Annotated in this window: 11 protein-coding genes; 10 read left to right on the top strand and 1 reads right to left on the bottom strand. The window is 48.3% G+C overall.

Annotated features, from left to right (window positions below; genetic code table 11):
• Nucleotides 1-108 precede the first annotated feature (108 nt).
• Nucleotides 109-1,416, bottom strand: a complete 1,308-nt coding sequence (locus tag ICL07_RS32700) for a M28 family peptidase (RefSeq protein WP_188088540.1) — start codon at nt 1,414-1,416, stop codon at nt 109-111.
• 198 nt (nt 1,417-1,614) lie between these two features.
• On the opposite strand from ICL07_RS32700, the gene gcvT reads away from it, so the two are divergent.
• From gcvT to ICL07_RS14095, 10 genes are all read left to right on the top strand, one after another.
• Entirely contained in the window at nt 1,615-2,703 is a 1,089-nt protein-coding gene (gene gcvT, locus ICL07_RS14140) for a glycine cleavage system aminomethyltransferase GcvT (protein WP_188088539.1), read from the top strand.
• Between the two features lie 152 nt (nt 2,704-2,855).
• Nucleotides 2,856-3,329 carry an SRPBCC family protein gene (locus tag ICL07_RS14135; protein WP_188088538.1) on the top strand — a complete coding sequence of 158 codons (474 nt, stop codon included), beginning with the start codon at nt 2,856-2,858 and terminating at the stop codon, nt 3,327-3,329.
• A 17-nt stretch (nt 3,330-3,346) separates the two neighbouring features.
• Entirely contained in the window at nt 3,347-4,069 is a 723-nt protein-coding gene (locus ICL07_RS14130) for a 2-phosphosulfolactate phosphatase (RefSeq protein WP_188088537.1), read from the top strand.
• A gap of 225 nt (nt 4,070-4,294) precedes the next feature.
• Nucleotides 4,295-5,089: an MBL fold metallo-hydrolase gene (locus tag ICL07_RS14125; protein WP_188088536.1), complete on the top strand. Its 795-nt coding sequence runs from the start codon at nt 4,295-4,297 to the stop codon at nt 5,087-5,089.
• A gap of 361 nt (nt 5,090-5,450) precedes the next feature.
• The gene (locus ICL07_RS14120; protein WP_188088535.1) at nt 5,451-9,191 is read left to right on the top strand and encodes a DEAD/DEAH box helicase; all 3,741 of its coding nucleotides are present in this window, start codon (nt 5,451-5,453) and stop codon (nt 9,189-9,191) included.
• A 245-nt stretch (nt 9,192-9,436) separates the two neighbouring features.
• Nucleotides 9,437-9,778 carry a DUF7674 family protein gene (locus ICL07_RS14115; RefSeq protein ID WP_188088534.1) on the top strand — a complete coding sequence of 114 codons (342 nt, stop codon included), beginning with the start codon at nt 9,437-9,439 and terminating at the stop codon, nt 9,776-9,778.
• A gap of 109 nt (nt 9,779-9,887) precedes the next feature.
• Nucleotides 9,888-9,965: a potassium-transporting ATPase subunit F gene (locus ICL07_RS32800; protein WP_078670327.1), complete on the top strand. Its 78-nt coding sequence runs from the start codon at nt 9,888-9,890 to the stop codon at nt 9,963-9,965.
• A gap of 48 nt (nt 9,966-10,013) precedes the next feature.
• Complete coding sequence (gene kdpA / locus ICL07_RS14105) at nt 10,014-11,732, top strand: potassium-transporting ATPase subunit KdpA (RefSeq protein WP_188088533.1); 1,719 nt, start codon at nt 10,014-10,016, stop codon at nt 11,730-11,732.
• 22 nt (nt 11,733-11,754) lie between these two features.
• On the top strand, nt 11,755-13,806 hold the full coding sequence (gene kdpB, locus ICL07_RS14100; protein ID WP_188088532.1) for a potassium-transporting ATPase subunit KdpB: 2,052 nt from the start codon (nt 11,755-11,757) through the stop codon (nt 13,804-13,806).
• Between the two features lie 26 nt (nt 13,807-13,832).
• Nucleotides 13,833-14,396, top strand: coding sequence for a K(+)-transporting ATPase subunit C (locus ICL07_RS14095; protein ID WP_188088531.1), 564 nt, complete (start codon nt 13,833-13,835; stop codon nt 14,394-14,396).
• Nucleotides 14,397-14,451: the final 55 nt, after the last annotated feature.

Here is a 14,451-nt window from a genome sequence, read left to right as displayed (position 1 = left end):
AATAACAAATAATGCAGGACGTTTGAACGCAATGCAATCCGCGAATTTATAAAATTCGTGTCAATGTAATTCATTCCTGTTCATAGAAAACGCGGGAGGCGATGGGAATTATTTGCTGGCGGTAGTGGAATTGAAGGCCAGTTTTTCCATATTATCCGTTTTGCTGATGATATCGTACACCAGTTTAATAACGGTAAGGGTGCCGTCGTAGTTGATTTTATCCGGGTTGTCTTCCGCTTCGGGAATGCTTTTATGGGCATTGGTGTAGAAATACAACACAGGGATATTCTTTTTATAGAAAGAAGTGTGATCGGACTCGCTGGTGTTATTGGCGTCGTAAACGACCCGGATGTCTTTCGCCGCCACACTGCCGATAACTTCCGGCCATCCCGTATAGGAGCTGGTTCCGCCTATTTGCAGGCCCCGTGCAGCGTTGAGATCGCCAACGATGTCCAGGTTGATCATATAATTTACCTGTGAAAGGTCGATGCCTTCGCTATGGGTGGTAAACCAGGAAGATCCGGCCAGGCCTTCTTCTTTGCCGGAGAAGGCGATGATCACGAAGTTATGGTTTTTGAACCGGCCGGATTTGAGCATACGCGCCAGTTCCAGCAGGGCGGCAGTTCCGCTGGCGTTGTCATCAGCGCCGCCGCCTTTGCCGAGGTGGTCGTAATGCGCCCCGATGATCACGGTTTTGGGGGCTTTGTTATCGATAAAGCCAATAACGTTGGTGCCGGTTATTTTCACCGGTTTAAAAGCCACCTTCATATCTATCTGGAAAGCGTTGGCATCATCCTTAGCCAGTATTCTGCTGATATCGCTGTTGACCCATACCGCCGGGATGCTGGTAGATTTTACGTTTTGTTTGTGCCAGCTGTTGACTTCCTCGGGAGTTTCCCTGCCATTATAAAAAATAACGGCCGATGCGCCGGATTTAGCGGCCACCTGCGTTTCCCGGAGATATTGACCCATATTGCTTTTGTGCGGGTCTGCCTCTATTTCGGCGGCATTGATCAGCCAGATATTATCCGGTTCATTTACTGCCGGGAGTACTTCGCCTTTGGCGTTTTTGCCGGCGCTGAAAGGCAGGGGGATGAACTGTTTACCGGACACCAGTTTTTCATGGTTGAGCGTGAGGGTGCAGTTATCCGGTTCGCGGCCTTCGCGGATGGTGAAAGTTTGGAGGAAACCGTTGTCGCCTTTGGGACTGATGCCTATTTGTTCGAGTTGGGAGGAAAGATAGGCCGCAGCCAGTTGTTCGCCGGGGGCGCCTGTTTGGCGGCCTTCCAGCTTGTCGCTGCAGAGATAGGTGACATGCGTTTGTAGATTGGACAGGGTTTTTCGGTCACTTTTTTTCTGTGCATCTACGAACAAGGTAGTACATACCAGTGGTAACAGCCAGGTTATCTTTTTCACGCCATCTTTTTTTGGGTCTGCTGCAAAATTACGAATTACCCCCACCTAACGCGCAACCGGCCCAAGTTCTTTTTTAAGCCCCTGTTGCATTTTAACTATGTTTAATATGATGTCGGTCTGAGAATGGTCATACCCCGGAAGTGGTTTATGTTTCATAAGGGGCAAATCCCTATTTTTGCCCCGTTTTAAAAACAAAGTATGAAAAACACACCTTTTACACAGAAGCACATTGCATTGGGCGCCAAAATGGCTCCTTTTGCGGGTTACAACATGCCAATCTCCTATACGGGCATCAACGATGAACACCAGGCGGTACGTACCAATGCCGGTGTATTTGATGTAAGCCACATGGGTGAGTTTATTTTGAAAGGTGAACATGCGCTGGACCTGATTCAACGTGTTACTACCAACGACGCCTCCAAACTGACTGCCGGCAAAGCCCAGTACAGCTCCCTGCCCAACAATGAAGGCGGCCTGGTAGATGACCTGCTGGTATATTGTATTGAAGAAAACAACGTGTACATGCTGGTGGTAAATGCCAGCAACATCGAAAAGGACTGGAACTGGATCAGCCAGTTCAATACCAAAGGGGTGGAAATGCACAACATTTCCGACAAAACCTGTCTGCTGGCTATCCAGGGCCCTAACGCCACCAGCATGCTGCAACCCCTCACCGATGTGGATATCGTGAACCTGAAATATTACACGTTTGCCAAAGGCGATTTTGCGGGTGTTCCCAATGTGGTGATCAGCGCTACCGGTTATACCGGAGCAGGTGGTATAGAAATTTATTTTGAAGACAAAGACGGTGCAGCAGACAAAATCTGGGACGCTATCTTCGCTACCGGCGGTCCTAAAGGCCTGAAGCCAATCGGACTGGGCGCCCGTGATACCCTCCGCCTGGAAATGGGTTTCTGCCTGTATGGTAATGATATCGACGACCGTACTTCTCCGATGGAAGCTGGTCTGGGCTGGATCACCAAATTCACGAAAGACTTCCCTTCCCGTGCTATCTTCGAAAAACAGAAAACAGAAGGCATCACCCAGAAACTCGTTGGTTTTGAAATGATTGACAAAGGCATTGCCCGTCATGATTACGAAATCAAAGATGCAGCAGGTAACGTGATTGGCCGTGTAACTTCCGGTACACAATCCCCTTCCCTGGGCAAAGCGGTAGGTCTCGGTTATGTGAAAATGTCTCATGCCGCACTGGACTCAGAAATATTTATCGCTGTGAGGGACAAGGCCCTGAAGGCAAAAGTGTCGAAAGTGCCTTTCCTTGGCTAGGAATAGCGGGTGAAAGTTATTAATTTCGGCACGCAAAGAATGATAAGAGAGCAAAGGGGAAAAGGAGATTACAGTTGTTCTTCGCTCCTTTGCTCTTTTATTTGGTTCTTTGCTTCTTTAGAGAGACGATTTACTTATTTATTGCCATATCTATGCCGACGATACATTTAACGACCGTTATCCATGCGCCGCTGGAGCGGGTATACGACCTTAGCCGGAGTATAACCCTGCATAAACGCAGCATGGCCCACATGCAGGAAGAAGCCATCAAAGGCCGCACCAATGGCCTGATACGGCTGAATGAAACAGTTACCTGGAGAGCCAAACATATTGGCAAAATGCGGGAGCTGACAACAAAAATCACTGCCATGCATGAAGGCGTACATTTCACGGATGAAATGACAGAAGGGGATTTTACCCACATGAAACATGAACATCACTTCAGGGAAATCGGTAACGGTACCGTAATGATCGACATCATGGACTTTGGCACTCCCTACGGTTGGTTCGGGCGGATGTTTGAAAAGGTATACCTGCAGCAATACATGACCCGCCTGCTGAAACAACGGAATGATATTATCAAGGATTACGCAGAGAGCGAAAAGTGGAGAGTAATCCTTGATTAATGCCTAAAAGCAATTGAATGACAGCAAGCAACAAACCCAGCCTGGAAGTATGTTTATCTCCGGCTTTACTACATCTCTATGATGTGAAAAACAGTATCGTAGTCATTATTGATGTATTACGCGCTACCTCTACTATTTGTACGGCCCTCTATAATGGCGCCGCCAGCGTTATACCAGTTGCCACTGTAGAAGAATGTGTGAATATCGGTAAAGCTATTGATGGCATCACCGCCGGTGAACGCGATGGCAAAGTAGCGGAAGGACTGGTACATGGTAACTCCCCTTTTGAATATCCCCGGGAGTTTATCGAAAACAAAACACTGGTACTGACCACCACCAACGGAACGAAACTGTTGCACATGGCTAAAGACGCTATCCAGATCGTTACCGGTTCTTTCCCTAATATCAGCGCGGTATGCGATTACCTGGTGTCGCAGGGACAAAACGTGATCCTCGGCTGCGCCGCCTGGAAAGACCGCGTAAACTTGGAAGACACCTTGTTTGCCGGCGCCGTGGTAAGCCGCATCCGCGAACACTTTGACGTGAACTGTGATGCCGCTGTCGCTGCTGAAACAGTATACAACGCCAATAAAGGTGATATTCACGGCTACATGAAACAAGCCTCCCACTACCAACGCCTCGCTAAATACGGCCTGGAAAAAGATATTGCCTATTGCCTCACTCCTGACGGCGCCAATGTGCTGCCTATATTCAGGAACGGAGAGCTGGTTCCATTTTGATATTTTAGTCATTTAGTTATTGGGAAATTGATATTCACTGAACAAAATTTCCAAATAACTAAATGACTAAATAACGATATCACCATTCCCCTCCCATCGTCAGCGTTCCTCCCGGTAATCCCCACATAGCAGAACCTTTCGTCATTTTTTGAATACCGAAAATGAGGAATAGGATTACCGCTTTTGTCGAAAATCCCCTACCTTTCTACAGGCCAAACGACGGACATGAAACATTATATCTGTATAACCTGTGGCGTACAGTATGACGCTACTGACACCGCACCAGCACACTGTCCTATCTGTGAAGACGAGCGACAGTATGTAAACCCTGCCGGTCAAAGCTGGACCACTTTTGAACAGCTGCAACCCCGGCACAAAAATATCATTGAGCTGGTAGCGCCTGATTTATACGCCATTTATACCACACCGGATTTTGGTATTGGTCAGCGTGCCCACCTGCTGGTAACGCCTCACGGCAATGTCCTCTGGGATTGTATCACTCACCTCGACGCCTCTACGATAGATATCATGCAACGCCTGGGTGGTATCCGCGCTATTGCCATTTCGCATCCGCATTATTTTTCTTCTATTGTAGAGTGGAGCCATGCATTCGGGCGTATACCCGTGTACGTGCATCAGCTCGACGCCTCCTGGCTGGGCCGGCATGATGAGGTGATCAAACTATGGAGCGGGTCTTCGCTGGAGCTCTGGGATGGTATCAAACTGGTACTGTGCGGCGGGCATTTCCCGGGCGCTAATGTGCTGTACAGCCCGGCTGGCAAAGGAATGCTCCTGGTCGGTGATGTGATACAGGTCTCGACTGACAGGAAGACGATGTCTTTCATGTATAGTTATCCTAATAATATTCCGTTGTCTGCCGCCGAAGTAAAAGTAATTGACGATGCGGTGGCGCCGTATGCTTATGATGCCATGTACGGCGCTTTCGGGAAATATGTACGTACGGGGGCCAAGGCTGCCATGGATTTTTCGGTGAAGCGGTATATCCGGCATATTGAATAATGGCCTGAGCTATCCGGTGCTTCCCTTACGCCCCATCTTTTATCACAGATTTCTCTTTTATATCAATTTTTAATTATGTGATTATAATAACTTGATAAACAATGGTAAAATAATATCAGTCAAAACGCATTAGAATAAATAAATATAAAAATATTTAAATATCAAATAAAGCGCCCTGCCCGGGCGGATCGTAGCTAACTTGCCACCATCAAGGGATTGCTGTTTTATGGGTATTTTGCCCGCTGTTTATTAAAGATTTCTGCTTACTTTTGTGGATTGCCTTTTCATCAGCGGTTAAAGTTTTTTGATATATTTATTTACCCCGTAGTCGCTGATATAAAAGCGGGCAACAACGAATAGTATGTCGCTACCCCATTTGCTAAAATATGTTTACAATAACGGCACTGATGAAGTGATCCGCAGGGGGAAGCGTATTTTTTCTACCGGTGGCGTTGAGCTCATCGAAGCTGACCCGGTATTGAAATCAGCTACTTTCCGCGTGAAAAGTGACACACATGCCAACTATTACCGGGTTTCCATCAACAAATACGGGGAAACCAGTGGTATGTCTATCCGTTGTCAATGTCCTTACAACCTGGGCGACATCTGCCGCCACGAAGCGGCAGCCCTGTTCCAGCTCCAGGAAATGTTGGATAAGAATCATTTCGAGAGCTTCGAAACACATTTTGATCAGCAACATACCCTGATCAAAATGAAATCCATCGATATTAAAACGATTAAACTGCTGACTTCCAGCGCCATCATAGCGGAAGCAGAAGAGATCGTCAAAAAGCATCCGGCTAAAGTTTCATCTGCCAAAGATGAAAAGGTGGAAGCTGTATTAACGCTGGATAAAAAGGAATACCCGCTGATCATCCAGCGCAATGAGGAACGTTTTTTCGATACCCATTGTACCTGCGATGAAACAGCCCATGCGCTCTGTGTACATAAAACCGCCCTCTTCCTGCAACTGCTGCAGAAAAACGGCCCCTTTTATTTTGATACACTGCGTAACTGGGATAAAGAGAAAAATAAACTCCTCTCCCTCTACGGCTATTCCCTCACCGATGACCTCGACGGTAAATTTGCCTTCTCCTATATGGATGGCAAACCCTTCCTGCGTGTACTGGACCCTACCATTAAACGGGTAGACGGCGCCGCTGCTGGCAGACAGCAGCAACAAGCCCCGCCACCGCCGGAAGAAACCCTCACGGTAACGCAACGCCTGGCTGCGGTATTTAATGCCAACGAAACATTATACCCTTATTTCAAAATAGACATCGTCAGCGGTGAAGTGAACGAAGAACAAACCGCCTTCGTTTCCCTGGCCAGCAAACTGGACCTCACCAAATACGTTGACTTCTACCAATACAAGGAAAAAGACCGGGAGCTGATTGCCCCCATCCGTAAACTACAGGGTACGGAAGTCAGCAAGTTTCTTAGTAAAAACTCACCCTTCGCGGGCATCTGGGAAAACATCACGCATGAAAATGCGGAAGAGCTGCCTACCGAAACCAAAGAGCTGATGCTGGAATACCTGCACCCTAAACTCGCCAAACTGTTTCCCCAGCTGGCAGAACATGGACTGGTATTTTATCTTCCCAACAGGCAGCAGTTCAAAACCAAAAATCTGCAGCCCCTGCAAATTGGGGCCGACAGGCTGAAACTGGTTCTCCAGACTACCAGCGGCAACACCCATGTGGAAATCAACTGCTTTGTATCCATAGAAGGGGAATTGATCAACGTTTCCCAGAACAACTGGGAAAGCCCGCTGCTGTTTCTCTATCAAAACACGCTGTTCCTGTTTGAAAGTCCGCAGGATGCCCTGCATGTGGCTATCTTCCAGCAAAACAACGGTAAACTGAAAATTCCGAACAAGGAATGGCCGGTATACCTGAAGGACTACCTGTTGCCATTAAGCCGCCAGTACGATATCCGCTTTGATAAAGAACTGCTGGCCGAAGTAACGGGCGTAGAACCGGAATGCCGCGTATACCTGAAAGAACTGGGAGAAACGTTCATCATCCAGCCTGGATTCGCTTACCGCGGCCAGGAAGTGGAATGGAACGAAGAAGAAAAAATCACCGTACAGGAAGGCAACAAAGTAGTCGTTATCCGCCGCAACAAGGAAGCGGAAGACGCCTTTGTCAACCGCCTGCGTACCCTGCACACCAACTTCGCACAAAACGATAACCAGCACTATTTTTATCTGCGCGCCAAAGAAGCCCTGAAGAACAACTGGTTCTTCCTCTTCTTCGATGCGCTGAAAGAAATGAATGTACGGGTATTCGGTTTCGACAACCTGCGCAACTTCAAATTCAGTTCACATAAGCCGGTCACCAACCTGCAAATCAGCTCCGGTATCGATTGGTTCGATGCGCAGATTGAAGTGCTGTATGGCGACCAGAAGGTCAGCATCAAAGACATTAAAAATGCGCTGGCCAACAAACAAAACTATGTGCAACTGGCAGACGGCTCCCTGGGCCTGCTGCCGGAAGAATGGCTGCGTAAATACTCTCTCCTCTTCAAAGTAGGGGAAGAAAAAGACAAAGGGCTTAAACTCAGCAAATATAACTTCAGCGTCATTGACGAACTGTACGAGTTTATTGACGATGAAGCCGTAGTGATAGAACTGGAACAGAAACGCAAAAAGCTGTTGCAGTTCGATGAAATCCGTAATATCTCCCTGCCGCATAACCTGCAGGCGACGCTGCGTCCTTACCAGGAAAGTGGCTTCCAGTGGCTCAACTATCTTGATGAAATCAAGTGGGGCGGTATCCTGGCAGATGATATGGGTCTCGGTAAAACCATTCAGGCACTGACCTTCCTCCAGTATTACAAAAACAAAAATGGCGGTAAGTGTATGGCGCTGGTGGTGTGTCCAACTACGCTGATCTATAACTGGGAAAATGAGATCCGTAAGTTTACACCGGAAATCCAGCATCATATCCACCATGGCCCTACCCGTATCAAGGATTCGGAAGAACTGGCCAAGTTCGATGTGATCATCACCACCTACGGAACGCTGCGCAGCGACATCCAGACGTTGATGAAACTGGAATTCGACTATGTAGTACTGGATGAATCCCAGGCGATCAAAAACCCGCAGTCCAAAGTGACAAAAGCGGCGCAGCTGTTACAAACCAGGAACAGGCTGGCGCTGAGCGGTACCCCTATGCAGAACAATACTTTCGATATCTATGCGCAGATGAACTTCCTCAACCCCGGTATGCTGGGTAGTGTGGACTTCTTCCGCAACGAATTTGCTACTCCTATTGACAAGTTCCAGGATGAAGAAAGAAAAGAACACCTGCGTAAACTGATTTATCCGTTTATCCTGCGCCGTACCAAAGAACAGGTGGCAAAGGACCTGCCGGATAAAATCGAGACGGTTATCTTCTGCGAAATGGACCCGGAACAGCGTCATATTTACGATGCTTACCGCAATACCTATCGCTCCAAGATATTGGGTGTTATCGAAGACCAGGGCATGGAACGGTCACAGCTCACCATCCTGCAAGGTTTGATGAAGCTGCGCCAGATCTGCGATTCCCCGGCTATCCTCAACGATACGGAACAATATCCTAACCATTCCGTGAAGCTGCATGAACTGACCCGCGAAATCGCTGAAAATATCGGTAACCACAAGGTGCTGGTGTTTTCCCAGTTCCTCGGTATGCTGGGCCTTATCCGGGAAAGATTGCAGCACATGAAGATTTCGTACGAATACTTCGATGGCAGCACCTCTACCATGGACCGTGAGAAGGCTATCCAGAACTTCCAGCATAACGATGAATGCCGGGTGTTCCTGATTTCCCTGAAAGCCGGTGGTGTGGGTCTTAACCTCACCGCGGCCGATTATGTGTATATCGTAGATCCCTGGTGGAACCCCGCCGTGGAACAACAGGCGATTGACCGTACCCACCGTATCGGACAAACAAAAAATATCTTCGCTTACCGCATGATCTGTAAAGACACGGTAGAAGAAAAAATATTACAGTTGCAGGAGCGTAAAAAATCGCTGGTGAAAGAAATCATCTCCGATGATAGCGGCTTTGTGAAGAAGCTGACCAAAGAAGATGTATTGTACCTGTTTAGTTAAAACATTTAAATTTCACGACTGTAAAAATTGATCAGCGCTTCCCATCCCGGGAGGCGCTTTTTTTGCCTCCCATTTTTGAAAACACCCTTCAGATTCTGCATGGTTCCCCCCGGTCATTTTTTATTTAATTATTTTGATATTAACTTATTTGATTGATTGTCAATTGTTTGGAAGATATTTTTAACTTCTTTTTAATACTGGCATTTGGCTGGTATGCCCTTATTTGTATCAAACATTTGATTCACATGTTACCAGACTCGAAAATCTCACAATTGATCGGTTTACAGATCCCTGGTCTGTCATTTCCAATGGAACAACTGACAGCCAAAGAAAAAGTGAGTAAAGTAATTCACACATTTGCCGACTATACCGGCAACATGATCCGTCATGAACAATTACAGGAAGTGAAACGTTGTTTTACCATTGCAGGGGTACTGTACCGCAACGGCAGCAACGTGCTGCGGAATGCTATTGAAAGTGTGTTTATGTATGCGTTATCTCCGATATTATGTACGCAACACCGGGACATGTTACCTTCTTCTCTCCGCATTGTCAGGATTCAACATTTACAAACAATAGCGCTTTAAAACATTTTTTATGATGACTGTATTACTGGTACTCGCGGGCCTGGCCTGCTTTGCCCTCTTCTTCGCCTCTGTAGATTATTTCGAAAAAATCTGATAAACAACAGCTACTATGACCGCATTATTCGTGCTATCAATACTGGTCTTCGGTTACATGATATATGTACTGCTGAAACCGGAAAAATTCTGAGACGGCCTTCCTGTGGCCGCATGCTACATGCTTTTTAATTAATTGGAAATGACAACAGAAATTTTAGGCGTTATTGCCACCTATGGACTAACATTACTACTCGCCTGGCCACTGGCAAGGTATATTGTAAAGGTATTTAACGGAGAAAAAACCTGGTCCGACTTTATGGCGCCGCTGGAGCGGCTTTTCTTCAAAATATCCGGTATCAACCCCAAGGAGGAAATGACCTGGAAAGAGCATCTGAAAGCGTTGCTCACCATCAACCTGGTATGGTTTGTATATGCCTTTTTTATGCTGATGTTCCAGGATAAGCTGCCATTAAATCCCGATGGCAACCCAGGACAGTCTGCCGACCTGGCGTTTAACACCGCTATCAGCTTCCTGGTGAACTGTAACCTGCAGCACTACTCCGGTGAAACGGGCGTCACTTATCTTACCCAGTTGTTTGTACTGGCTTTCCTGCAATTTGTGAGCGCTGCTACCGGTATCGCCGCATTAATCGTCGTATTCAAAGCCTTTAAAGAAAAGAGTACGACCAAGCTGGGCAACTTCTGGGATATTTTCCTGAAAACCAATACCCGTCTGCTTTTACCGCTGTGTATCGTGATTGCTATCATACTGGCATTCAACGGTACCCCTGCCAGCTACGACGGTAAAGATACGGTCGTGACTATGCAAGGCGACACCGTAAATGTGTCCCGTGGGCCCGCTGCCGGTTTTGTAGCCATTAAACATCTGGGTACCAATGGCGGCGGATGGTTCGGGGTCAACTCTGCACATCCGCTGGAAAACCCCAACTATGTTACCTGGATGACCGAAATGGTGGCGCAGGTGGTGATTCCCATCGCCATGGTATTTGCCCTGGGGATGTTTGTCAACCGCCGCAAGTTTGCCTATGTCATTTTCGGGGTGATGACCATCGGGATGTTATGCCTGCTCATACCCACTATGACGGCCGAAATAAATGGTAACCCGGCTATTGCGCATATGGGCATACAACAGGCCACGGGCGCCATGGAAGGCAAGGAGGTCCGCTTTGGTCCTGCCGCCACCGGTTACTGGAGTACCGTAACCACTATTATCTCTACCGGTTCTATCTGCGGTTTCCATGACAGCACTATGCCCATGACCGGTCTGATGGAACTGCTGGCCATGATGCTTAACTGCTTCTACGGTGGTTGTGGTGTAGGTATCCTTAACTACTACATTTTTATCATCATCGCGGTGTTTATTTCCGGTCTTATGGTAGGCCGTACGCCCGAACTGATGGGACATAAACTGGAAGCCAGAGAGGTGAAGATAGCCGCTATCATCACGCTGCTGTCACCCTTCCTGATATTGGCGGGCACGGCCCTCTCTTCCTGGGTACTGGCTCATCACCCGGAAGCCAATTGGGCCGTGAAACCGTCCGCCTGGTTGAACAACCCCGGCTACCACGGATTCTCCGAGATGTTGTATGAATATACTTCTTCCAATGCCAACAACGGCTCCGGCTTTGAAGGTTTGGGTGACGGCAACGTATTCTGGAACGTGACTACCGGCTTTGTGCTGATACTCGGCAGGTTCTTACCCATTATCGGTCCGGTTGCGATTGCAGGTTTGATGGCGTCTAAAAAATTCATTCCGGAATCTGCCGGTACGCTGCGTACGGATTCTATCACCTTCGGCGCCATGACTTTTGCCGTAATCGTGATTCTGACGGCGCTGGCTTATTTCCCGGCCCTGGCATTGGGTCCTATTGCAGAGTATTTCTCCCTGTACAGATGATAAACTATAATGAACAACTACCATGAAGAAAAGAGATAATACATTGTTTCCGAGGGAGCAGGTGATGCAAAGCCTGAAACAGTCCTTCGTGAAACTGAATCCGAGACTGATGATTAAAAACCCGGTGATGTTTACCGTGGAGGTAGGTACCGTGGTGATGCTGATAGTGGCCATCTACGCCGCTTTTACTAAAAATACCGACCAGGGAAGTGCTACTTACAACTTCACTGTCTTTTTAATACTGTTCCTTACCGTGCTGTTTGCCAATTTTGCAGAAGCGATTGCAGAAGCACGTGGTAAAGCGCAGGCAGAGAGCCTGCGCCGTACGAGGGAAGAAACACCCGCTAAAAAAGTAGAGCTGATCGGAGAAATTTTCACCAATGAAATCAAGGTGGTGTCTTCTTCCGCGCTGCGTAAAGGCGACATCTTCGTTTGTGATCCGGGCGATATTATCCCGGCAGACGGCGAGATTGTGCAGGGCCTTGCCAGTATCGACGAATCAGCTATCACCGGTGAATCTGCACCGGTGATCCGCGAAGCCGGCGGCGATAAATCCAGTGTAGTAGGCGGTACCAAAGTACTGTCAGACCATATCAAGGTGCGCGTAACGACCGAACCGGGCGAATCCTTCCTGGATAAAATGATTGCCCTGGTAGAAGGCGCCAGCCGCCAGAAAACACCGAACGAGATAGCGCTGACGATCCTGTTGGCCAGCTTCACCCTCGTGTTCATCATTGTATGCGTAACCCTGAAACCATTTGCAGACTATGCACAAACGCCGATTACCATTGCCGCATTCATCTCTTTGTTTGTGTGCCTGATCCCTACTACCATCGGCGGTTTGCTTTCTGCTATCGGTATTGCGGGTATGGACCGCGCGTTGCGCGCCAATGTGATCACCAAATCCGGTAAAGCCGTAGAAACAGCCGGCGATATTGACGTGCTGTTACTGGATAAAACCGGTACCATCACCATCGGTAACAGAAAGGCGACCAACTTCTATCCTTCCAATGGTCATGCGCCGGAAGAATTTATCCGCCTGTGCGCACTCAGCTCTTTATCTGATGAAACGCCGGAAGGTAAGTCCATCGTGGAACTGGCCGGTAAGGATATTGTCAGCAAGTTGTCCGTGAATGGCGCCAGCCTGGTAAAATTCACTGCCGAAACCCGCAGTAGCGGTATCGATCTGCCGGATGGTAACCGTATCCGCAAAGGCGCGTACGATGCTATCAGAAGGCTCACCGAAAAAGAAGGTTTCCATTTTCCGGAAGACACCCAGTCCCGCGTGGAAGCTATTTCCCGCGACGGTGGTACCCCGCTGGTAGTAGCCCTCAACAGCAAAGTACAAGGAGTAATAGAACTGCAGGATATTATCAAACCCGGTATCAGCGAACGTTTTGAGCGCCTGCGCAAAATGGGGGTGAAAACCGTGATGGTAACCGGTGATAACCCGCTGACCGCTAAATACATTGCTACCAAAGCCGGTGTAGACGACTTCATCGCAGAAGCCAAACCGGAAGATAAAATGACCTACATCCGGAAGGAACAACAGGAAGGCCGCCTGGTAGCGATGATGGGCGACGGTACCAACGACGCCCCGGCCCTGGCCCAGGCAGATGTGGGCGTAGCCATGAACAGCGGTACCCAGGCCGCTAAGGAAGCCGGTAACATGGTGGACCTGGACAACGACCCCACCAAACTGATTGAGATCGTGGAAATCGGTAAACAGCTGCTGATGACACGCGGTACCCTCACCACTTTCTCCATTGCCAACGACGTTGCGAAATATTTCGCCATCGTGCCGGCGCTTTTCGTTGCCTCTATCCCTGCGTTGCAGGGCATTAATATCATGAAGCTGCACAGCCCTGAAACGGCTATTCTCAGCGCCGTGATCTTCAACGCCATCATTATACCTATGCTTATTCCGCTGGCTTTGCGCGGTGTGGCTTACAAGCCTATAGGCGCCAGCGCATTGCTTCGCCGGAATCTGCTGATATATGGTGTAGGCGGTGTGATCGCCCCCTTCATCGGTATCAAACTGATAGATATGCTGATCGCCCTCTTTATGCAGTAAAAATGGGAAAATAAAAAAATAAGAAAATGAAAAAATATCTCCTGCCCTCTATTAAACTGACTGTTCTCCTGCTGGTGCTGCTGGCCGGTATCTACCCACTCATGATTGCCGGTATCGCTAAAATGGCGCCCGGTAAAGGTGGCGGTGTAACGGTAACGCATAACGGAAAAGTAGTAGGGTATGAAAATATAGGACAGAAATTCACGGAAGATAAATACTTCTGGTCCCGCCCCAGCACGGTAGATTACAATGCTGCCGGTTCCGGCGGTTCCAACAAGGCGCCCGGTAATCCGGATTACCTGAAAACCGTACAGGAAAGAATAGACACTTTCCTGGCGCATAACCCGGATGTGAAAAGAGCCGATATACCGGCTGAACTGGTGACTGCTTCTGCCAGCGGTCTGGACCCTCACCTCTCTCCTGCTGCGGCTTACGTACAAATTCCGCGCGTAGCGAAAGCCAGGGGTATGGCACCGGAGAAACTGAAACAGTTGGTCGATGCCAGCACCAAAGCGCCCGTATTGGGCATGCTGGGCCCTTCCACTGTGAACGTGCTCAAACTCAACATCGCCCTGGATGAATTAAAATAAAACACTGGTTTCCGGTGAAAACCTCACCGGAAACCCATTTAACCTATTCAATTTT

Origin of the sequence: Chitinophaga qingshengii (genome assembly GCF_014529935.1) — a bacterium.
Taxonomy (GTDB): domain Bacteria; phylum Bacteroidota; class Bacteroidia; order Chitinophagales; family Chitinophagaceae; genus Chitinophaga; species Chitinophaga qingshengii.
This window is presented reverse-complemented; position numbering and strand designations above follow the sequence as displayed.